General features: G+C 35.4%; 18 protein-coding genes. 4 read left to right on the plus strand and 14 right to left on the minus strand.

Annotated elements, in window-relative coordinates:
* The 3 genes from C1T31_RS09520 to dnaK form a co-directional block, all read right to left on the minus strand.
* A partial coding sequence (locus tag C1T31_RS09520) for a hypothetical protein (RefSeq protein WP_133158363.1) occupies positions 1-1711 on the minus strand: 1711 nt, incomplete at its 3' end.
* 316 nt (positions 1712-2027) lie between these two features.
* Positions 2028-3788 carry a T9SS type A sorting domain-containing protein gene (locus tag C1T31_RS09525; protein ID WP_103052273.1) on the minus strand — a complete coding sequence of 587 codons (1761 nt, stop codon included), beginning with the start codon at positions 3786-3788 and terminating at the stop codon, positions 2028-2030.
* A gap of 203 nt (positions 3789-3991) precedes the next feature.
* Entirely contained in the window at positions 3992-5899 is a 1908-nt protein-coding gene (gene dnaK / locus C1T31_RS09530) for a molecular chaperone DnaK (RefSeq protein ID WP_103052274.1), read from the minus strand.
* Positions 5900-6096: 197 nt separating this feature from the next.
* On the opposite strand from dnaK, the gene C1T31_RS09535 reads away from it, so the two are divergent.
* Positions 6097-6585, plus strand: a complete 489-nt coding sequence (locus C1T31_RS09535) for a hypothetical protein (protein ID WP_103052275.1) — start codon at positions 6097-6099, stop codon at positions 6583-6585.
* Positions 6586-6661: 76 nt separating this feature from the next.
* Entirely contained in the window at positions 6662-8086 is a 1425-nt protein-coding gene (locus tag C1T31_RS09540; RefSeq protein ID WP_103052276.1) for an L-serine ammonia-lyase, read from the plus strand.
* A 13-nt stretch (positions 8087-8099) separates the two neighbouring features.
* Here the strand turns inward: C1T31_RS09540 and C1T31_RS09545 are convergent, their stop codons facing one another.
* Positions 8100-8558: a nuclear transport factor 2 family protein gene (locus tag C1T31_RS09545; protein ID WP_103052277.1), complete on the minus strand. Its 459-nt coding sequence runs from the start codon at positions 8556-8558 to the stop codon at positions 8100-8102.
* A 120-nt stretch (positions 8559-8678) separates the two neighbouring features.
* Between C1T31_RS09545 and panB the strand changes: the two genes are divergently transcribed.
* Both panB and C1T31_RS09555 read left to right on the plus strand, forming a co-directional pair.
* Entirely contained in the window at positions 8679-9497 is an 819-nt protein-coding gene (panB, locus tag C1T31_RS09550) for a 3-methyl-2-oxobutanoate hydroxymethyltransferase (RefSeq protein WP_103052278.1), read from the plus strand.
* A complete protein-coding gene (locus tag C1T31_RS09555) occupies positions 9497-10192 on the plus strand; it encodes an RluA family pseudouridine synthase (protein ID WP_103052279.1) in 696 nt (231 codons plus the stop codon). Before panB ends, C1T31_RS09555 begins: the two co-directional genes overlap by 1 nt.
* Here C1T31_RS09555 and C1T31_RS09560 read toward each other — a convergent pair.
* From C1T31_RS09560 to pabB, 10 genes are all read right to left on the minus strand, one after another.
* Positions 10187-11017, minus strand: coding sequence for a sensor histidine kinase (locus C1T31_RS09560; RefSeq protein ID WP_243398923.1), 831 nt, complete (start codon positions 11015-11017; stop codon positions 10187-10189). The two genes, C1T31_RS09555 and C1T31_RS09560, sit on opposite strands and share 6 nt — an antisense overlap.
* Positions 11010-11714, minus strand: a complete 705-nt coding sequence (locus C1T31_RS09565; protein ID WP_123912657.1) for a hypothetical protein — start codon at positions 11712-11714, stop codon at positions 11010-11012. Before C1T31_RS09565 ends, C1T31_RS09560 begins: the two co-directional genes overlap by 8 nt.
* 5 nt (positions 11715-11719) lie before the next feature.
* Complete coding sequence (locus C1T31_RS09570; protein ID WP_103052281.1) at positions 11720-12238, minus strand: hypothetical protein; 519 nt, start codon at positions 12236-12238, stop codon at positions 11720-11722.
* Between the two features lie 46 nt (positions 12239-12284).
* Positions 12285-13823, minus strand: a complete 1539-nt coding sequence (locus C1T31_RS09575) for a YifB family Mg chelatase-like AAA ATPase (protein WP_103052282.1) — start codon at positions 13821-13823, stop codon at positions 12285-12287.
* Between the two features lie 84 nt (positions 13824-13907).
* Complete coding sequence (locus C1T31_RS09580) at positions 13908-14312, minus strand: hypothetical protein (RefSeq protein WP_103052283.1); 405 nt, start codon at positions 14310-14312, stop codon at positions 13908-13910.
* A 100-nt stretch (positions 14313-14412) separates the two neighbouring features.
* On the minus strand, positions 14413-15381 hold the full coding sequence (locus C1T31_RS09585) for a YheT family hydrolase (RefSeq protein WP_103052284.1): 969 nt from the start codon (positions 15379-15381) through the stop codon (positions 14413-14415).
* Between the two features lie 2 nt (positions 15382-15383).
* On the minus strand, positions 15384-17003 hold the full coding sequence (ade, locus tag C1T31_RS09590; RefSeq protein ID WP_103052285.1) for an adenine deaminase: 1620 nt from the start codon (positions 17001-17003) through the stop codon (positions 15384-15386).
* 79 nt (positions 17004-17082) lie between these two features.
* Complete coding sequence (locus C1T31_RS09595; protein WP_103052286.1) at positions 17083-19077, minus strand: protein-disulfide reductase DsbD family protein; 1995 nt, start codon at positions 19075-19077, stop codon at positions 17083-17085.
* Positions 19067-20389, minus strand: a complete 1323-nt coding sequence (tilS, locus tag C1T31_RS09600) for a tRNA lysidine(34) synthetase TilS (protein ID WP_103052393.1) — start codon at positions 20387-20389, stop codon at positions 19067-19069. The genes C1T31_RS09595 and tilS overlap by 11 nt, the downstream gene beginning before the upstream one ends.
* 15 nt (positions 20390-20404) lie before the next feature.
* A complete protein-coding gene (gene pabB / locus C1T31_RS09605) occupies positions 20405-21697 on the minus strand; it encodes an aminodeoxychorismate synthase component I (protein WP_243398924.1) in 1293 nt (430 codons plus the stop codon).
* Between the last annotated feature and the right edge of the window lie 2 nt (positions 21698-21699).

The raw sequence follows: 21699 nt of genomic DNA on the forward strand, positions 1-21699 counted from the left end.
TATTGTCATCTTCGGTTTGGTCATATTCGCTTACAGATAAATTAATGTTGTAATCACAGCCGTTTTGATCTTGTGAAACAACGGTAACCGTTCCATCTGTTGCAAATACCTCGTAATCCTGTCCGTCAATATTCCATGTATATGATAAACCAGGACATACCGTTTCGTTTCTATTGTCATCTTCGGTTTGGTCATATTCGCTTACAGATAAATTAATGTTGTAATCACAGCCGTTTTGATCTTGTGAAACAACGGTAACCGTTCCATCTGTTGCAAATACCTCGTAATCCTGTCCGTCGATATTCCATGTATATGATAAACCAGGACATACCGTTTCGTTTCTATTGTCATCTTCGGTTTGGTCATATTCGCTTACAGATAAATTAATGTTGTAATCACAGCCGTTTTGATCTTGTGATACAACGGTAACTGTTCCATCTGTTGCAAATACTTCGTAATCCTGTCCGTCAATATTCCATGTGTATGATAAACCAGGACATACCGTTTCGTTTCTATTATCATCTTCGGTTTGATCATATTCGCTAATTGTTAATGTTGCTGTGTAAGAGCATCCATTTTGATCAGTTTCATTTAATACAACTGGACTATCAGTAGCAAAATATGATAATCCATTGTAAGACCAAGTATATGATTCACCGGGACATACGGTAACACTATCATCGACATCATCAGTTAAATCATAAATTAAAATGTTAGAAGAACACGAAGCAATAGTAACACCATTACCGTTTACCAATGAATTAGTAAGTGTATAATTTCCAGCATTTAAACCAGCTATAGTTGAGGCAAATCCATCAAAAGTTGTATTTATACCTTCACCTGTTAGAGTCCAAACAAGCATATTTTCACAATCGCTATTAGAAAAACCATTTAACCAGGTTTCAATGGTGCCATCTTGACTATCGTCTCCTGAACCTTCACAAAAAGTAAGGTCTGTTTGAGGACAAAACACTTCAGGTTCACATACATAAATATTTTCACAGTCTTTCGTTTTGAAATTTATATCTCCACCATTTTCTACGCTTGATTGATTATAAAATAATGCTATATAATAAACATTGACAACACCAGCAGCTACAACTGCATCTTCATTAATCCATGTTTTCCATTGGTTTTGAGCACTGCAAGCACCTTCAACATAATCTAGAGAGTTAATAAGCGCATTACAATCTGCTGCAGGATTAACAACATCTTCAGGAGAAGACGTACCAGCATAGAAAACCGTCCATGCTTCCATTTGACCGACACCTTGCAATTTGACCGAATTGATAAACTCTGGTGTAGCAAATTTTATCCATTGAACATAATCATAAGGTTGATTATCTTCTGGATCAATATAACAACTGGACTCATTTGCTGGAACTTGGTTGGCAAAAAGTGGTAAAAATCCCGAATCAACAAAATTACCAATTGGTGTTGTAGTTTGAACACCACAACCATCTGTATCAGCTGCCTGCGTGCAGGCGATTATACCATTGGTTGTCGAACCACTATTCGAACAATAAAGTTTAGCATCGCATGGACTCGGTCCATTTCCGTTTACATCTGCTTGACATTGTGGTTCTGAACATTGTGCAGAAACCGTTTCAATGTTAAATGCTACTAAAGCAAAAACCATCAAAAATGTTGTAAACAGTTTTTTAGAATAATCCTTGAGAAAATAAGGATTAAAAAAGTTGAAGTTTCTCATAATTACTTGTGTATTAGTTGATAATAGCCTAATACATAAGTAGGCACATTCAAAAGTTAAATGGAAAACCCATATAACTGTAAAGATGGAACAATTGCTATTAATCGTTATCTTATGAAATGTGCTATTAACCTAATTATTAAAATTAAGGGAAATTAATGAACTCAAATATATGATTTTGTGTGAGTTAGTTGCAAACATAGCTTCGATATTAGATAAAATACCTATTATGCAGTTAAACCGCTAAACTAAATTGAAGAAAATTCTGACCATCAATCAGTAAATTAAGAATCAAAGCTCAAAAATTACACTTTGATTAATTCAAAAGTATTTTTTTACTGACAATTCCTTGATTGGTTTCAATCTGTAATACATAAAGCCCCGTACTTAATGTGGAGACATGCAATTGATTTACAGAACCATTATTTACAAATTCTTTTGATGTAATTAGTTCACCAACGGTATTGTAAAGTCTCATGTTTTCAACCCTAGTTTCATTTGCAGACTTTATATTAATTACTCCCGAAGTAACAGGGTTTGGATAAATAATAATCTGATCTGTAAACGACACATCAGTAGTTGACAAGGTCGAACAGCTCGAATCTTCCATCAGACTTTGACCGCAAATTTGTATAGTACTACTTCTATCTTGAATATCATTAGCTCCTTGTATATCATTAGGACTCAACGTCCTTGAAACTACGTTGGCTGCCATTGAGAAATGCATAACTTCAGCATCATTAATAACGTGACCCAACTGCTGACCGTGTCCTAATTCATGTACAGCAACACTCTCAAAATCAACCTCGTTACTGGCAGGTGGACTTGTTGAAAAATTCCAGTTAATAGAGCTGTTAAAAACAATATCCATTTCATCAACATACCATTTCACTTCACCATTAAATGGGCAACCTGAATATCTTGATGTGCATCTACCTAAAACACCTGGTGGTAATGGGCTGGCATCATCAAAAGTCACGACATTGATACCATCATTAGATGATGAATTAGCCGTCGTCGTATTCAAGGCAACATCCCAATTGATTCCAGATTCACATGACCAAGAATCCAACCCTCTTACAAATGGGTCTACAGCCAATGAGGATTCAAAATCAGTATTCATTTGCCATGTAAAACCACCTTCATTATTGGTATTGATATGTTGCGTCTGGTAGGCTATATTATTGTAATCTAAATTGATTTGAGCAAAATCAACAGTAAGATCTGTTGTTGAATATCCGTATTGATTGTCTGAATTCATTACCCTAACAGCGCCAGTACCTGCTCTATCTGGTATTTCCACTTCAATTTCAGTATCACTCCAACTTACAATTTGAGCTGGACCTACGTCATAAAACAAGGCGCCACCATAATTAGCATCACAGAAACCTACTGTTGGCATTTCGGTTCCAAAACCAGAGCCATTAATTGTCAATATAGTTTTTGTTCCAGCCGTTGTATTATAACTTGAAAATGATGAAATAACTGGCAATGAAGAACTTGATCTATTTGCATTGATAGCATTTATGTTAGAATCAATTGGAGAATCTGAAATTACGGTATATGGTCTTCCTAATTCAGTTGTAATTACTTGGTGAAAATTATTGATAATTCCGGAATAACTTTTGAAAATATTGGCAGCTAAATTGAGCTCGGCACTATACTTATAAAAACTCTGTATATCGCTGTAAGGTATGTAACTATTAATATTATCTCTATTAAATTCCGAGTTTGGTGTATCATTTAAAATAAAAACACCCATATCACCTTCATCGAGTTCCAAAGCATTAGAGACAACCATGGCCTCCAATCCCACTACACCACCAAGTGTAATAATATCAATTTCATTGGCACTAACACCTTTAAATACTTTACTTATCTGAATTCTATGTCTGGTATAGATGTTATCTTGAGCATCATTCCAAAAAGATTCGCTCATCACAACTTCCCCTTCAACAACTTTAGAGGCCTTGGCAATTTGTTCTTGAAGCGAAATTTCAACTAATAATTCTTGTGAGATCATTACTTTAGGTAAAAATATCATCAAAATGGATAAGAAAAGTAGATTTGGTTTCATAATCTTTGCTATTAAATTGGTGGTTAAAAGTAGATAACCAAGTAATTTAGTCTTTAAAATGTATTATTTTTTCGATGAAATGCAATTTTTTTGTAAGAATTATTCGTTTTTTGTAGTCCACATTAGATTCTAACAAACAAAAACGCAACCATTTCTGGTTGCGTTTTCAACTATTAATTATTAACTATACGCTAATTGTCAACTTATTTAACTTCTTCGAAATCTACATCTTCTACATCGCTACCTTCGTTAGATGCTCCTGCATCGCCTTGAGGTTGCTCTGCTCCTGCTCCACTTTGTTGTGCTTCGGCTTGTGCTTTGTACATTTCTTCACTAGCTACTTTCCAAGCTTCGTTTATTTTTTCTAAAGCTGGATCAATTACTGCGATATCTTTTGTTTCGTAAGCTTTCTTCAATTCTTCAAGTGCCTCTTCAATTGGTTTCTTTTTATCATCAGATAACTTGTCGCCAAATTCGCTTAACTGTTTTTCCGTTTGGAAAATCATGGCATCGGCACTGTTTAGTTTATCAGCAGTTTCTTTTGCTTTAGCATCTGCATCTGCATTGGCTTCAGCTTCTTGCTTCATCTTTTGGATTTCTTCTTCAGTTAATCCTGAAGATGCTTCAATTCTGATGTCCTGAGACTTACCAGTGGCCTTATCAGTTGCTGATACTTTAATAATACCATTAGCATCAATATCAAATGTTACTTCAATTTGTGGCACACCTCTTTGAGCTGGTGGAATTCCATCCAAATGGAAACGACCAATTGTTTTGTTATCTGCAGCCATTGGACGCTCACCTTGTAAAACATGAATTTCCACTGAAGGCTGATTGTCAGCAGCTGTCGAGAATACTTGACTCTTCTTTGTTGGAATGGTAGTATTCGCTTCAATTAACTTGGTCATTACGTTACCCATGGTTTCAATACCCAATGATAATGGTGTTACATCTAACAAAAGAACGTCTTTTACATCACCTGTTAATACACCACCTTGGATTCCAGCTCCTAGTGATACAACCTCGTCTGGGTTTACACCTTTACTTGGTTTTTTACCAAAGAATTTTTCTACAGCTTCTTGTACTGCAGGAATACGTGTAGAACCACCAACTAAAATAACTTCGTCTATATCACTCTTACTTAAACCTGCTGCTTTTAACGCAGACTCACATGGTTCAATAGTACGTTTAACTAAATCGTCAATTAACTGCTCAAATTTAGAACGTGTTAATGTACGTACCAAGTGCTTTGGTCCGCTAGCTGTAGCTGTTACGTAAGGCAAGTTGATTTCTGTTTGCGCAGACGATGATAATTCAATTTTTGCTTTTTCAGCTGCCTCCTTAAGACGTTGTAATGCCATAGGGTCTTTACGTAAATCCATGCCTTCTTCAGCATTGAACTCGTCTGCTAACCAATTGATGATTTTTTCATCTACATCGTCACCACCTAAATGGGTATCACCGTCAGTTGATAATACTTCAAAAACACCATCTCCTAATTCAAGGATCGATACGTCATGAGTACCTCCACCAAAGTCAAAAACCACAATTTTTTGGTCAGTTCCTTTTTTATCCAATCCATAAGCCAAGGCTGCTGCAGTAGGCTCATTGATAATACGCTCAACTTTTAAACCTGCAATTTCTCCAGCTTCTTTTGTAGCTTGACGCTGCGAATCGTTAAAATAAGCTGGCACTGTAATGACAGCACGGCTCACATCTTGTCCTAAATAATCTTCAGCTGTTTTCTTCATTTTTTGAAGAATCATAGCCGATAATTCTTGAGGTGTATATAAACGACCATCAATATCAACTCGTGGTGTATCGTTATCACCTTTAACTACTTTATAAGGTACACGTTCTGCTTCTTTTTTAGATTCAGAATATTTATTACCCATAAAACGCTTAATAGAATAAACGGTTTTAGTTGGGTTAGTTACTGCTTGGCGCTTTGCAGGGTCACCAACTTTAATTTCACCACCTTCTACGAAAGCGATTACAGATGGTGTTGTACGCTTACCTTCTGCGTTAGGAATTACAACAGGCTCATTACCTTCCATTACAGAAACACAAGAGTTTGTTGTACCTAAATCGATTCCAATAATTTTACTCATAATTTGTTTTTATTTGTTTAATAATTTCCGAATTCCCGGAAACGTTGTGTTCAATTTAATTCGGAATGTATAAGTCAATGATTGTGCCATGACAAAAAATATGACACGATGTCATATTGCAAATAAGATTCTTTCTAACATTCAAGCTTTCTAATAATTATTATTACATTTAAGTGCAAATCAAAAACGAATCTATTATGAAAAAAACATTGTTTGTTCTAATAACATTTTTAAGTGTTACAATCATCTCTTGCGAAGGACCTCAAGGACCTCCAGGTCAAGACGGTGGTACTATAATTGCTCCAGCCTTCGAAATTGAAATAGATTTTAATTCGGCTAATAATTATGAATATATAGAACCCTATGGGTTTACTTTATATCCTGCCGATGGTGTCCTAGTTTACATTTTATGGGATGTCATAAACGGTCAAGAAATTTGGCGTTTGTTACCACAAACAGTGGAGTTTGACGAAGGATCTTTGGTTTACAATTATGACTTTACTAGAGAAGACGTTAGTTTCTTTCTTGATGGCACAATAAATTTTAATTTATTGGATCCCGTATGGACTCAAAATCAAGTCTTCAGAGTTATTGTTGTGCCTGCCGAAGATGTTGGTAAACAACTCCATACTGATCTGAATGCTGTCATGAGTGCTTATAACATTAAGGAATTCACAAAACATTAATTAGGAATCATCCTTTTTATATGTTACCGTAGAGAACTAAATGTATATTTGTGACTTAAAATAATGAATCGCTTTTATGGAGTCTATTTCGGTTTTTGACATGCTAAAAATTGGCGTTGGGCCATCAAGTTCTCATACTTTAGGACCTTGGCGAGCTGCTGAACGCTGGATTAAGGAATTAAAGGACAAAAATAGATTTAACAAAGTTGAAAGCATCAAGGTTGATCTCTACGGTTCTTTATCTTTAACCGGAAAAGGACATGCCACGGATTTGGCAGTCATGCTTGGTTTAAGTGGTGCCGATCCTGAACTTATTCCCACTGAAAGCATTGATGTGGTTATCAAGGCTATTTCCAACTCTGGTAATATCATCTTTAACAATGAAAAAACCATAAAGTTCAATCCAAAAACGGATATTATATTTAACAAAAAGTTCTTGCCATTTCATTCAAACGGTATGACGTTTACAGCTACTATCAATGGCAGAGGCTACAAGTCTACCTACTACTCTATTGGTGGCGGATTTGTGGTTCAGGAGGAGCGTAAAATATCCAAAGCCAATAAAATTATTTTTTACTGTACATTCCCATATCCTGTTGAAAACGGTGATCAATTATTACGTTTTTGCAATCAATTACAGTTACCCATTTCAGGTATTGTTTTAGAAAATGAAAAATCTATAAGATCAGAAGATACCATTGATTTTGAGTTACAACGTATATGGAACACCATGTTAGAATGTATGTATTTGGGCTGCCACACCGAAGGTAGTTTACCCGGAGGCTTAAATGTTAGACGACGCGCCTTTGACATACACAAAAACCTAATTGGGGATACTCCATACAATGATCCGATTGAGTGGATTCAATCCATCAGAAATACGGAAGTTAAATTTCGGCAAATCATTAAATGGGTTAGTTGTTTTGCATTGGCGGTCAATGAAGTGAATGCCTCACTTGGCCGGGTAGTCACAGCTCCTACCAATGGTAGTGCTGGCGTTATTCCTGCTGTTTTAATGTACTATTTAGTAATTGAAAACCATGATGGTAATTTTGATGATATCAAGCGCTTTTTGCTAGTAGCAGGTGAAATAGGTAGTATCTTTAAAAAGGGAGCAACCATTTCGGCTGCCATGGGAGGCTGTCAAGCAGAAATTGGGGTGTCATCGGCTATGGCTGCTGCTGCACTTTGTGAACTACAAGGTGGTACTCCTGAACAGGTATTGATCGCGGCAGAAATCGCCATGGAACATCATTTAGGTATGACCTGTGATCCAATAGGCGGCTTAGTTCAAATACCCTGTATAGAGCGTAACGCCATGGGAGCTATTAAAGCCATTAACGCTTCAGAATTAGCATTGGATACGGATCCAAATAACGTCAAAGTACCCTTGGACAAAGTAGTACAAACCATGTGGGAGACTGCCAAGGACATGAACTCTAAATACAAGGAAACCAGTGAAGGTGGTTTAGCCGTTGGTGTTAACCTATCTGATTGTTAAGCAATACATATAATCAATCTTGACAACCTTGTCGTCTTCTAGTGTCAATAAGATAAATAATTTTCCAGGTGCCATTGTCATGAAACAGCTGAAATGAGTTAACACCACAATGACTGAAATTACCATTAAACCAAAACTCATAAGGTGTCCAAACATTGGCCATATTACCATCCACCTGAACGGAATAACCCAATATTTTTTCTTCCCATTTTTGGTCGGCTGGACGTGTTGCCACTGCGGTAATTAGTTTACCAGGTTCATCGGTAACTAAAACGTCTTTACCTTCTTGGGTCTTGTAAACAGTTTGCATTAAAACCTTATCCATCATAACTGATTTCATAAGTGTGGTGTCTCCTTTGTGAAATCCTTCAAAAAAAGTTTTAATGGTTTGTTCGGCATCCAGTTCGGCTGACTCTTGAGCCATCATAGTAGAAGATAATAATACCGTTAAATAGAAAATAAATCGTTGCATAATTAGTTTAGTTTCAACTAATGTACTACATCAATGATATATTGATAATCGTTTAAAGAAAAGTTTAACACTAAATATCTATTTAGTATTTTTACAAACTAGAAATTCTAAAACATCATTATGTCTGTTGCAAAAGAAGAATACAAAAGAATAACGGTCAAAACGTTGGTTGATATGAAATCGAATGGTGAGAAAATTTCCATGCTTACTGCTTACGATTATACCATGGCTAAAATTGTTGATGGCGCAGGTGTTGATGTCATTCTAGTTGGTGATTCAGCCAGTAATGTTATGGCAGGCCATGAAACAACCCTACCTATTACGCTGGATCAAATGATTTATCATGCGTCATCCGTAATTAGAGCCATAAATCGAGCTTTAGTGGTTGTTGATTTACCATTCGGTAGTTACCAAAGTGACCCTAAAGAGGCGCTTCGATCTGCTATCAGAATAATGAAAGAATCAGGTGGGCATGCCGTTAAACTGGAAGGTGGTAAAGAAATTAAAGAATCTATAAAGCGAATTTTAAATGCAGGAATACCTGTTATGGGCCATCTCGGTTTGACACCACAATCTATCTATAAATTTGGAACCTATACCGTTAGAGCTAAAGAAGAAGAAGAAGCTAATAAACTAAAAGAGGATGCCTTAATGCTAGAAAAAGCAGGATGCTTTGCTATTGTATTAGAAAAAATACCAGCAAAACTGGCTCAAGAAGTAGCTGAAAGTGTGAGTATTCCCGTCATTGGTATTGGTGCTGGTAATGGCGTCGATGGACAGGTATTGGTACTACATGACATGATTGGTATGACCCATGAATTTAATCCTCGATTTCTACGCAGATATATGAATCTTTATGAAGAGATGACCAATGCCATTTCGCAATATGTTGATGATGTTAAATCACAGGACTTCCCAAGTGACAAAGAACAATACTAGTGTCAAAAACTCTTTCCAATAAGGACAATCTTCAAGTTTTATATGAAGACAATCATATTATTATTGTCAATAAACGTGCTGGTGATATTGTTCAAGGCGATAAAACTGGTGACAAACCATTAAGTGATGTCATTAAAGACTATTTAAAAGACAAATACAACAAACCTGGCAATGTTTATCTAGGAGTTGTCCATAGGCTAGATAGACCAACAACTGGTATTGTCTTGTTTTCAAAAACCAGTAAAGCCTTACCACGACTAAACAAACTCTTTGCTGAAAAAAAAGCAAGTAAAACTTATTGGGCATTGGTGAAAAACGTACCCAGTAACACAGAAGGCACATTGGTGCATTGGCTAAAAAAGAATCCAAAAAATAATAAATCCACAGCCTATATCAAAGAAACGGAAGGTTCCAAAAAAGCCATTCTTCACTATAAAGTTATCCGAGCTTTAGACAACTATATTCTATTGGAAATTTCCTTGGAAACTGGTCGGCACCATCAAATACGAAGTCAACTTGCTAGTATTGGTTGCCCAATAAAAGGAGATTTAAAGTATGGATTTGATAGAAGTAACAAAGATGGTAGTATTAGTTTACATGCTCGAAAATTAGAATTCAACCATCCCGTTTCTAATGAATCCATATCAGTTATGGCACCACTCCCTAAAGACCCTGTTTGGGACGCTTGTTTATAAATTGATTTGTTGTGCTTTTCTGTAAGGGTAATCAATTTTCAATGAGGTTCCTTTGCCTTCTCTAGAATCCAACTTGAATTGCGCATTAATTAAATCGGCTCTATTTTTCATATTTAATAAGCCTGCCCCATTTTCAACCGTTTTGGAATTGAATCCTTTACCATCATCTCTGGCATCCAAGATTAATCGATCTTCCAAATATTGAATCGATACCAAAAAATTTTCTGCGGAAGCATATTTTATAGTATTGGATAAAAACTCCTGAAATATTCTAAATAAAATGATACTGTCCTTTTGATTTTGAAATAATTCAGAATTGCCTTCAACGGTTAACGTTGCGTTTAATATTTGTAACCTATTCAATCTATCAATTTCATTTTGAACAGACTCCTGAAATCCCTTGTTAGCAATAACATCGGTATTTAATGATTTGGACAAAGCCCTTACTTCTCGTAAGCTATCCTTAACAACATCTTTGGTTTCTGTAAATTGTTCTTTAATAGCTTCATCAACTGAAGTAGCCATAATACTCAATTGCATATTGGCTACAGACAGTAACTGACCAATATTGTCATGTAATTCTTGACCAATATTCTTAAGAGTTTGTTCTTGAATTTCAATTTGGGTATTGGAAATTTCTTCTTCAAATGCTTGTTGTTGTTTTATTTTATCTAAAATAAGTTTGTTTTTTCGCTTTTGAAAAACAATAAAAAAAATGATAAACAAAGCAGTAATAAATGTTAATACCACTAACATATAAATTAGTAAATACCTTTCTGCTACGGTTGTAACTGGTTGATTTTGTGATATAATAAAGTTAATCATGCTTCGGTCTGCAATATATTAAAGCAAAGGTAAATAATGAGTACATAAATACATTTATCAAAAGTCTTATGGTCCATTTCAAAACAACATAGTCCATGTCTGACTTGGTTGAATATCTATCAAAAAAAATCAATGGAGTTTCAATTATCATCCAAATAAAAATTCCAGTCGCCACATAAAAGCTCAATGTCTTGTAAAAGTTTAGCAGCTTTTCAGAATTTAACATTTCTAAAAAATAAAGCAACGCACAAATTATTATTATAAAAACATGTGACAACAAAATTGGTTTAGCATTAGTAGCCATAAAATTGTTAAAACTAAAAAGCATATACCCACAAGAGAAAAACAAAAACAAAACTGTTACGTATTTTATTATTCTTTTAGACATTAAAGATTTAATATTGTTATAGAAATACCAAGAGAAGAAAATAGTACTTCCTATAGACCAACAAATGTTATATACCCAAAAATTTTTTTCGAACAATGTATCTTTTATATAATCCTGAAGTCCAAAACGAATAGCATATCGTGGATAAGACGCAATTAATTCAAAAAGCAAAACATAACACAAAAAATAAATAAAATATCTAGATGTAATGCTTTTGTAATTTTTTAATACAATTAAGCCAGTTATTACAGACATGGCAATAACTGACTTATGAATTATAGGATAAAAATTTATTAAGAATTCTTTCATTAAAATTAGTTAGGGTAATTGGCACTCGGAGGGTCACCAGGATCACCGTTATCCAAGCCATCACCTCCAGGAATATCACCACCTCCAACACGTTTAAAGTTTAAGAATGAACTATTTCCTTCCGATAACGACTCACTACCAGTTGGCACCATAAACATAGTGGTATAGCCAGGTGTTTTACCATCTGGATGTGCACCTAGATAAATGCGAATACCATCCATATCATAACCTAAAGCTGTTGCTTGGCTATCGGCATAACGCAAATAATTATTCATGTCAACCAAAGAATACCAAGACGAGCGATTATCTAAATTAGGACCTCCAAATATAGAGTCACTAACTAAATTATAACGAACATTATAAGCTGAACTCAAGACTTTAGCTTGGCTAGATGTAATAACACCTGAAGGTTTTACAATTGGTGCTGCAGCCATTTCTGTTGTCCCAGCACAACTCGGACATAAATAGTAGGTTGCCAAAGCACCTATTAAGGCACCAATGACTAATAACGATAGTTTTTTCATGTTTATTTCTGTTTGGTTATTTATATTCTTAAAGTTAACAAAAAAATTAGCCTAGCCAACCTTCCCTGTCTAAACTTCTATATTGAATGGCTTCACTAATGTGATTACCATTGATATTCTCTGACTGTTCTAAATCCGCAATAGTACGAGCGACTTTTAAAATCCGATCGTAAGCTCTAGCCGATAGGTTCAAACGCTCCATAGCTGTTTTCAACAACTGTAAGGATGCTTCATCTAATTGACAGTATTTACGAATTTGCTTGGTATTCATTTGGGCATTGTAATGCACTTTGTCAGAATCTTCAAAGCGTTTGGTTTGAATTTCGCGGGCAGCTGTTACGCGCTTTCTGATATCCACTGATGATTCGGCTTTACGATCATCCGATAATTTTTCAAAAGGTACTGGTGTCACTTCAATATGAATATCAATTCTATCTAATAATGGTCCAGATATCTTACTTAAATAACGTTGCATTTCAGCTGGCGAAGACGTTACTGGGGCGTCTGGGTCATTAAAATAACCTCCGGGACTTGGATTCATACTGGCAACCAACATAAAAGATGAAGGATAAGTCACCGTAAATTTTGCTCGAGATATCGTGACTTCCCGATCTTCCAATGGTTGGCGCATAACCTCCAAAACTTCGCGTTTAAATTCGGGCAATTCATCCAAAAACAAAACGCCATTATGTGATAAGGATATTTCTCCCGGTTGTGGGTAACTGCCTCCTCCAACAAGTGCTACGTTCGAAATTGTGTGATGTGGACTTCTAAAGGGTCTTTGGGACATCAATCCGGTATTTTCTTTAACACGACCTACTACGGAGTGAATTTTAGTAGTTTCTAAAGCTTCACTCAATGTCATGGGTGGTAGAATACTCGGTAGACGTTTAGCCAACATGGTTTTACCAGCGCCTGGCGGACCAATTAAAATGATGTTATGCCCTCCTGCCGCTGCAATTTCCATACAACGCTTAATACCCTCCTGACCTTTGACATCACTAAAATCAAACTCGGGGAAATTGAGTTGTTTCTCAAACTCCTCTCGCGTATTAACAATGGTTTGTTCTAATGGCTCTCCTTTATCAAAATAATCAATGACCTGTTTAATGTTATCGACACCATAAACTTCCAAATTATTCACGATTGCTGCTTCCTTGGCATTTTGCTTGGGTAGTATAAAACCTTTAAAACCTTCTTCACGTGCTTTAATGGCTATGGGTAATGCGCCTTTAATGGGTTGCAAGGTACCATCCAAGGACAATTCGCCCATAATCAGGAAATCTTCTAAATTATCGGCTTTAATTTGGTCTGATGCAGTCAAAATACCAATGGCCAAGGTTAGATCATAAGCACTACCTTCTTTGCGTAAATCGGCCGGTGACATGTTAATGATAATCTTTTTACCCGGTATTTTATAACCATTATTCTGCAGAGCAGCAGCTATCCGGAAATTACTTTCCTTGATAGCATTATCTGGAAGCCCAACCAAGTGATATCCAATGCCTTTGTCGACATTCACCTCAACAACAACCGTTGACGCTTCAACCCCAAACACCGCACTAGCAAAGACTTTTTTGAGCATTAAAATTTAGTTTAAAATAAAAGTAAGAAAATTCAACTAAAATTTTTAATCAAAATAAATATATTTTAATGTTATTTATATTAGCTAATTGTTGGCCACCATAACCAAATCGACAATTTTATCTTTATTGTTATCAATAAATAAGATATTGTCATAAACTACAGCATCACCAACACTACCAATCACAACATCTCCTTTAGATAATGATAAACCTTCTTCGCTGTCATCATCTTTTAGATTCTTAATATCTTCAAAATTACTACCTACACCAAAACCATCTTTTGTTTTGAACTTATTTGAATACACAATAATTGTATTGATTTTATTATTCGAATCAACTTTAATATAAAAATCCTTGTCATCATAAGAATTAGTCAAAATATCATTCAACTTAAACACACCAATTTTTGTCTTTGTTATAATATTATGATCATTGTAATTACAAGACAATAGAACTAATAGAATTACTACTATAATTGATTTTTTCATAATTTAATTAATCGTTTCAGATTTTAATTAAAACTCATTCAAAAGGGAAGAATTATAGCTCTAATATATTAAAAACCAAGATATGATGATTAATTTAATTTTAGTGTATACCTTTTTCTAGAACAAACTCCAAAGCTCGCCTTTCATTATAATAATGCTTGCCATACAAATGAAAACCCACGTGACCTCCATGCTTTGGCATTTCTAAAAACAAATCAGGATTTTGCTTGGCTTCTTTAACTGGGTAACATTCCGGTGACAAAAAGGAATCGTTCAGGGCATTGATAATTAAGGTTGGTGTATGGATATTAGGTAGAAACTGCAGACTACTACATTGCGCATAATAATCTAAAGCGTCTGAAAAGCCGTGTGCTTTGGATGTGTAGACATCATCAAAATCCTTCAGCGTTTTAATGGAATTTATTGCTTCAATAGATAACGCATCAGTATGCTTCTTTTGTTTTTTGCGAAGTCTGTTAACAAGATATTTTTTAAAATTTTCATGATAAGCCACATTCTTGAACTTATGTAACTCTTTACACGAACCATGTAAGTCACAAGGAACTGAAACAGCGATAGCTGCTTTTATTTCATTTGGAATAGTATCACGCTCTCCAAGGTATTTTAGTAACATATTCCCGCCCAGACTGAATCCATTTAAAGTGATTTCGGAATAGGTTTTGGTTGCCAAAATATGATTGAGAATGGCTTCTAAATCCTCTGTTGCACCTGAATGATACGAACGATATTTTAAATTATCCTCACCACTACAGCCTCTAAAATTGACACATACAGCATCAAAACCATTATTATTGAATAGCTTTGCAACACCTGTCATATAGGGTCGTTGCGCATGTCCTTCCAAGCCATGTAACACAATGATAAGCTTATCGGTTTTTGAATTTGCAAAACTCCAATCCAAATCTAAAAAGTCTTCGTCAGGAAGTGTTATACGTTCTCTGTTTTGTTCGACTCCATGAACACGACGAACCAATCCCGAATAAATGGTTGATACATGACCATTTTTAAAAAACAAAGGCGCTTTGTATGAGGGTTCTACTATAGGCATATCTAGACTTCCAATGATGTAAATTGAAACTTTGTCCCGTCAAACAGGCCTTTATCACTCAATTTTAACGATGGTATAACCAATAAAGCCATAAAACTTAGAGTCATATAGGGTGCATGTAATGTGCTTCCAAGTTGTTTCGCCATCTTATCCAATTTGGCATAAGCGTTACCAATGGTTTCAGCATCTTGACCACTCATGATTCCAGCTACAGGAAGCGGAACTATTTGCTCATCAGCTTCAGAAACGGCACAGACACCGCCTTTGTTTTCAATGATTAGATTTACCGCCTTACATATCATCTCATCAGAAACACCGACAGCAATAATATTATGGGAATCATGGCCAACCGAACTGGCTATAGCACCTGATTTTAATCCAAAATTTTTAATGAAAGCCAAAGCCGGTTTATCATTATTATATCGATTAACAACCGTCATCTTTAAAACATCATTTTCAATATTGGAAACTAAATTGCCATTTTTGGAAGTGGTTTTCTCAATAAGCTCATTGGTTATCAATTGACCTTCCAATGCTTCAATGACGCGGATTTTTTCAGTAGAGGATGCCACTATAAAATCATGGACAGATTTTTTTTGGGTATTGAAATTATTCAGAATTTGAAAAGGCGTAGACCGAATTTTAGATTCACCTTCATTAAAAACCAATTGCCCATCTATATATGTTTGTAAAGTTTTGAAATCTTTTAAGTCTTCAACAACAATACAATCGGCTTTGTCACCAACTTTTAAAAGACCTATATCTAAATTGTAATGTTTTACTGGGTTTATACAAGCAGCTTGAAGTACTTTAAAAATATCAATTCCTTTTTTTACTGCTCTGGCGCATAATTGATTGATATGCCCTAACAATAAATCGTCTGGGTGCTTATCATCACTACAAAACATCATATTGTTATAATGTTCAGGCAGCAAATCTATTAAAGCTTCAAAATTTTTGGCAGCACTACCCTCTCTGATTAAAATCTTCATGCCTTTTTGAAGTTTCTCCAATCCTTCATCATAAGTGAAACATTCGTGATCTGTCGAAATGCCTGCTTTAATATATTTGGTTAGGTCTTTACCTCGTAATCCTGGGGCATGACCATCCAAAGGTTTATTAAACTGTTTTGCCCAGCTTATTTTTTTTAGTACTTCGTCGTCATCAAAAATTACTCCCGGATAATTCATCATTTCGGCTAAATACTTAATATCTGGATTTGCCATTAATTCCTTGATACCTTCTGAATCTATAGTAGCTCCAGCCGATTCAAAATTTGTTGCTGGCACGCAAGATGGTGCTCCAAAATTGAATTTAAATGGTGTTTGTTTACCGTTTTCAATCATGAATTTTACGCCTTCAATTCCCAAAACATTAGCAATTTCATGAGGGTCAGACACTGTTGCAACGGTTCCATGCTTAACAGCAACTCTAGCGAATTCACTTGGCACCAACATAGAGCTTTCAATATGGATGTGGGCATCAATAAAACCAGGTAAAATAAAATGGTTGACATTATGGTCTTTTTCAACAATGCTGGCTATTTTACCATTTTTAAAAGTAATTTCTCCTTTAAAAATGCGTCTATTCGGGATGTCTACTATTTGACCTTTAAGTATCATAATTCTATTTTGGTAAAGCTACTTTATTTCCATAAAAAAAGCGAGAACTAGTCTCGCTTTTATATATCCAAAGATAAGTTTATTGTCTTTTAAAAGCTTCAACACCTTGTACTAACCAATCATAATATTCATCCACATTTGGTGTATAAGCAACCGCCTTACTAATATCATCGCCATTAGTGTTTTGAATAACATACAAGGGTTGGGCATTGGTATTATAATTTAACTGTTGGTATTCTAACCATTTGTGACCATAGGTTGTGATTTTATTTCCAGTGAGTTCAGACTCATATTGTTCACTGGCAGGAAGTTTTCTTCTATCATCAACGTACAAGGAAATCAGTACAAGCTCGTTGTTCAAGAGGTTGAAAATACGATCATCAATCCATACCTGCTCCTCCATTTTTCTACAATTCACACAAGTAATTCCGGTGAAGTCCAACATGACTGGCTTGTTTACTTTTTTAGCATAGGCCAATCCCGTATCATAATCATGGAACGCTACAATATCATGTGGTCCATAATGAGCTCCTTCAGGTAAATCCAAATGCTTACCAGATGAAGCATTGGCCACTTGCTTTTTCGTGTACCCAACACCATATGGCGATTCGCTATTGGTGCTCATAGGTGGCGGAAATCCACTAATTAATTTTAGAGGTGCACCCCAAAGACCTGGTATCATATACACGGTAAATGCCAAGGTTATCAATGCCATACACAGTCTGCCTACAGAAATGTGTTCTAAAGGCGAATCGTGAGGCAATCGAATTTTTCCTAATAAATACAGACCTAGTGTTCCAAAAATGGCTATCCAAATGGCTAAAAATACTTCGCGTTCCAAAAAGTGCCATTCCAATACCAAATCGACCATGGATAAAAATTTGAAGGCAAAGGCTAGTTCCAAAAATCCTAGCACAACTTTGACTGTATTCAACCAGCCTCCAGATTTCGGTAAGGAATTTAACCAACTTGGAAAAAAGGCAAATAAGGCAAATGGCAACGCAATAGCAGAAGAAAAACCTAACATACTAATAATTGGGGCTATACCACCTTTGGTTGCTGCGTCTAACAAGGCTGTCCCTGCAATAGGAAACGTACATGAAAATGACACAACAGCCAATGCCAGTGCCATAAAGAAAATCCCAACAATTCCACCTCTATTCGCACCACTATCCACTTTATTAACCCATGAGTTAGGCAACATGATTTCAAATGCCCCTAAAAATGAAAAGGCAAAAACCAATAAGGCAATGAACATAATCATGTTGAACGTAACACCGGTTGAAAATTCATACATGGCATTGCTACCAAACATTGCTGAAACTGCCGTACCTAATAAGGTGTAAATGACAATAATAAAAAAGCCATATAACAGTGCGTTTCTAATACCTTGTCCCCTTGTTTTACTTTGTTTCGTAAAAAAGCTTACTGTCATTGGAATCATCGGAAACACACAAGGAGTCAATAAAACCAAAAAGCCTAAAAAGAAGGCTGTAAAAAAGATACTCCACAAACTTTTAGAATCCGTTTCTGGAGCTTTGGATATGGGCGAATTGGCGTCTTGAATGGTCGCTTCTGGTTCTTTCTTTATGATTTCATTTAAGGATGTTTCAGAGCCATTTAATTTGAAGGTTACTGTTTTTTGGGGATAGAGGCATTTTTCATCATCGCAAACCTGAAAGGCAATATCAACCGATATATCTTTTAAATCCTGATTGATCAGTTCAATTTTTTGAGTAAAGGTCGCTTCATAATCAAAGTAGTTCAAATCCATCTCAAACACTTTATCAAAAGCCGTGATATATGGACTTTCCATCACTTTACCAATAAGTTTGAAGTTATCGACCGTATCTATAGAGTCAAAAATAAACTCGGTTGGCATGGGTCCACCTTCTGGCAATTCTTGCGAATACATATGCCAGTGTTCTTCAATATCAGCTTCAAAAATTAGATTGTATTCTGATTCAGACAACTTTTCGACTTTAGTTTCCCATTTAACCGGATCTAAAATCTGTGCTTGAGCTGAAAAAATTGAAAATAATACGATGAATAAAGAAAGTATATTACGTTTCATTCTGGAAGCTAATTTTTAATATTTGATTCGTATTGTTAGTTAGTTTAAATCTATCATCCATGCGGCTGTTAATGATCCAAATAATTTTATTGTCATTGGAAACCAACAACAGCGCCTCTTCTTTTTGAGGTAACGACCATTTTTCGTCTTTAAAGAATTTACTCAACTTCTTTTTCCCGGTCATTCCAAAGGGATAAAAATAGTCGCCTTTTTCCCATTTTCTTACGGTTAGCGGATATTTTAACAAATCTTTATCAACATAAATCGACGAAAGGCCTTTTGTTGAGATTTTATTAACTTCTTCAAAACTCAAATTACCCATTGGTAAAACAACAATATCATTTTCATCATTAATTTGAATACTCTCAAAATTTGATTCCGATGGCAATTCGGTAACTATCAAATGCTTGCGGTCCCTAATTAACCTATGTGACCTGGATTGTATCAACTTGCCTGATTGACCATTTAAAATACCAGCCACATCATCCCATTCTGTGAAACCAAAATCCTTAAGTAATTCATATAAATAGACTTTGGGATCCGATAATTTCTGAACTTTTTTAATATCTATTAGGATGTTATCCTCTTCAATAGAAACAACTTTCTTTTGGATTCGAGCCATAGAATCCTCAATAATAATTTTGGAGTCCTGCAAATGATTTTGGGTTTTAGATAGGCTCTGTAACAATTGTGGATTTATTTCCTTAAGAAAAGGAACCACGTCATGACGCAATTTATTTCGAAGGTATTTGGTTGAAGCATTACTACTATCATCACGCCATTTTAGATTGTTTGCTGTGGCATAATCTAATATGTCTTCCCGAGAAAACGGCAGTAATGGTCGTACAAAAATGTTATTTACTTCTGGAATACCTAACAGACCATCCAAACCTGTCCCTCGCAATGAATTGATCAAAAAAGTCTCCAGATTGTCATCCGCATGATGTGCGGTCAACACGTAATTAAAATGCAATTGCTCTGCCAATTCAGTAAACCAATTGTATCGTAATTCACGAGCAGCCATTTGAGTGGAAAGTTTGTTTTCATTGGCATAAGTTTCGGTATCGAAACTATCAACGAAAACTTCTAAATCCCAATCTTCTGCCAGGCTCAAAACAAATTCTTCATCACCATCACTTTCATTTCCTCGTAAGTTAAAATTACAATGTACCAGGCTGATGTTCAGTTTTAACTGATGACATAAATGCGTCAATACCACACTATCCAATCCACCAGAAATGGCAATAAGAATCTTACTTTTTTGTAGAAAAGGTAGATTGTTTTGAATATATTCTTTAAACAAATTAAGCACCTTCAAAAATAAACTTTAATTTTCTAAAACTTCGCGCATGGCTTTAGCTTTTACCAAACATTCTTCATATTCACTTAATGGGTCGCTTTTTGCCGTAATGGCACCACCAACAGAATAACTGACATACTGATTTGTTTCATTGTATAAAATACTTCTGATAACCACATTGAAATCGAAATCACCATTAGGTGCAAAATAACCGACTGCGCCAGAATATAATCCTCGTTTGGTTTCCTCTAGCTCCTCAATAATTTTCATAGCAGACACTTTTGGCGCACCTGTCATACTACCCATTGGGAACGTTGATTTAATGACATCAACAGGATGTGTATCTACTTCAATTTCAGAAGAAATCGTCGAAATCATTTGATGTACTTGCGGAAAGGTATAGACCTTGCAGAGCTCTTCAACCTGTACACTCCCTTTGGTGGCCGTTTTAGATAGGTCGTTTCGCACTAAATCGACAATCATGATATTCTCGGATCGCTCTTTTTCGTTTTTAGACAAAGCCTCACGTAAATTATCATCTTCATTGCTATCAATTGATCGTCTAGCTGTCCCCTTTATGGGTTGCGAAATAATTTTATTGCCTTGCTTTTTCAAGTAGCGTTCTGGCGAAGCAGAAAGCAAATACTTATCCTGAAGTTTTAAAAAAGTTGCAAATGGCGGCTGCGAAATATCATTGAGTTTCTGATAAGTTGTTAAGGGATTTATTTTAGAGGTTTCAGCATAAAATTCCTGACAAAAATTAGCTTCGTAAATATCGCCTCGATGAATATGCGCCAACATAGTCTCAACTTTACTGAAATACTCATCCTTATGAATACGCAACTTAATTTTGATTGGCTTACTTGGATAATTTCCAATTTCCAAATCAGTAGATTTTATATCTTGAATATCCTTTTCCCGTTCATCATCGACCAAGTTTAGGTAATGCACCTCTAACCTATTTTCTTTTAAAAAAAATAATTTTTTAGGTTGGAAAAAACACAGTTCCGGAAACTGCAAACCATCAAAATTGTTGGATTGTAAATCTTCTACATCATTCTTTAAATCATAACTCAAATAACCAAAAAGCCAGTCTTTAGTCGTGCTTTGATATTCTTTCAACCTACCAAAAGCGTCATGGTAATCAGTTTGTATGCTCGTAAAAGCATCTACTGCCAACACGGCATCATAACTAGAATATTTCTGATTATAAGTATTAGAATCCATCCAAACAACTTCAGAAAACTGTTGACTCCAATTGAGCAATTTCAATTTAAAATCCTCACTTTTTTCTAATTGATATGTATGGATTGTCCGCACTT

Origin of the sequence: Hanstruepera neustonica (assembly GCF_002895005.1) — a bacterium.
In the GTDB taxonomy this organism is placed as follows: Bacteria; Bacteroidota; Bacteroidia; order Flavobacteriales; family Flavobacteriaceae; genus Hanstruepera; species Hanstruepera neustonica.

Excerpts from the sequence above, each read along its gene's own strand:
- C1T31_RS09575 (WP_103052282.1), bottom strand. The coding sequence starts at position 13,823 with ATGCTCAAAAAAGTCTTTGCTAGTGCGGTGTTTGGGGTTGAAGCGTCA.
- C1T31_RS09535 (WP_103052275.1), top strand. The coding sequence starts at position 6,097 with ATGAAAAAAACATTGTTTGTTCTAATAACATTTTTAAGTGTTACAATC.
- dnaK (WP_103052274.1), bottom strand. The coding sequence starts at position 5,899 with ATGAGTAAAATTATTGGAATCGATTTAGGTACAACAAACTCTTGTGTT.
- C1T31_RS09595 (WP_103052286.1), bottom strand. The coding sequence starts at position 19,077 with ATGAAACGTAATATACTTTCTTTATTCATCGTATTATTTTCAATTTTT.
- C1T31_RS09580 (WP_103052283.1), bottom strand. The coding sequence starts at position 14,312 with ATGAAAAAATCAATTATAGTAGTAATTCTATTAGTTCTATTGTCTTGT.
- panB (WP_103052278.1), top strand. The coding sequence starts at position 8,679 with ATGTCTGTTGCAAAAGAAGAATACAAAAGAATAACGGTCAAAACGTTG.
- C1T31_RS09545 (WP_103052277.1), bottom strand. The coding sequence starts at position 8,558 with ATGCAACGATTTATTTTCTATTTAACGGTATTATTATCTTCTACTATG.
- C1T31_RS09525 (WP_103052273.1), bottom strand. The coding sequence starts at position 3,788 with ATGAAACCAAATCTACTTTTCTTATCCATTTTGATGATATTTTTACCT.
- C1T31_RS09585 (WP_103052284.1), bottom strand. The coding sequence starts at position 15,381 with ATGCCTATAGTAGAACCCTCATACAAAGCGCCTTTGTTTTTTAAAAAT.
- C1T31_RS09565 (WP_123912657.1), bottom strand. The coding sequence starts at position 11,714 with ATGAAAGAATTCTTAATAAATTTTTATCCTATAATTCATAAGTCAGTT.
- ade (WP_103052285.1), bottom strand. The coding sequence starts at position 17,003 with ATGATACTTAAAGGTCAAATAGTAGACATCCCGAATAGACGCATTTTT.
- C1T31_RS09570 (WP_103052281.1), bottom strand. The coding sequence starts at position 12,238 with ATGAAAAAACTATCGTTATTAGTCATTGGTGCCTTAATAGGTGCTTTG.
- C1T31_RS09560 (WP_243398923.1), bottom strand. The coding sequence starts at position 11,017 with ATGATTAACTTTATTATATCACAAAATCAACCAGTTACAACCGTAGCA.
- C1T31_RS09540 (WP_103052276.1), top strand. The coding sequence starts at position 6,662 with ATGGAGTCTATTTCGGTTTTTGACATGCTAAAAATTGGCGTTGGGCCA.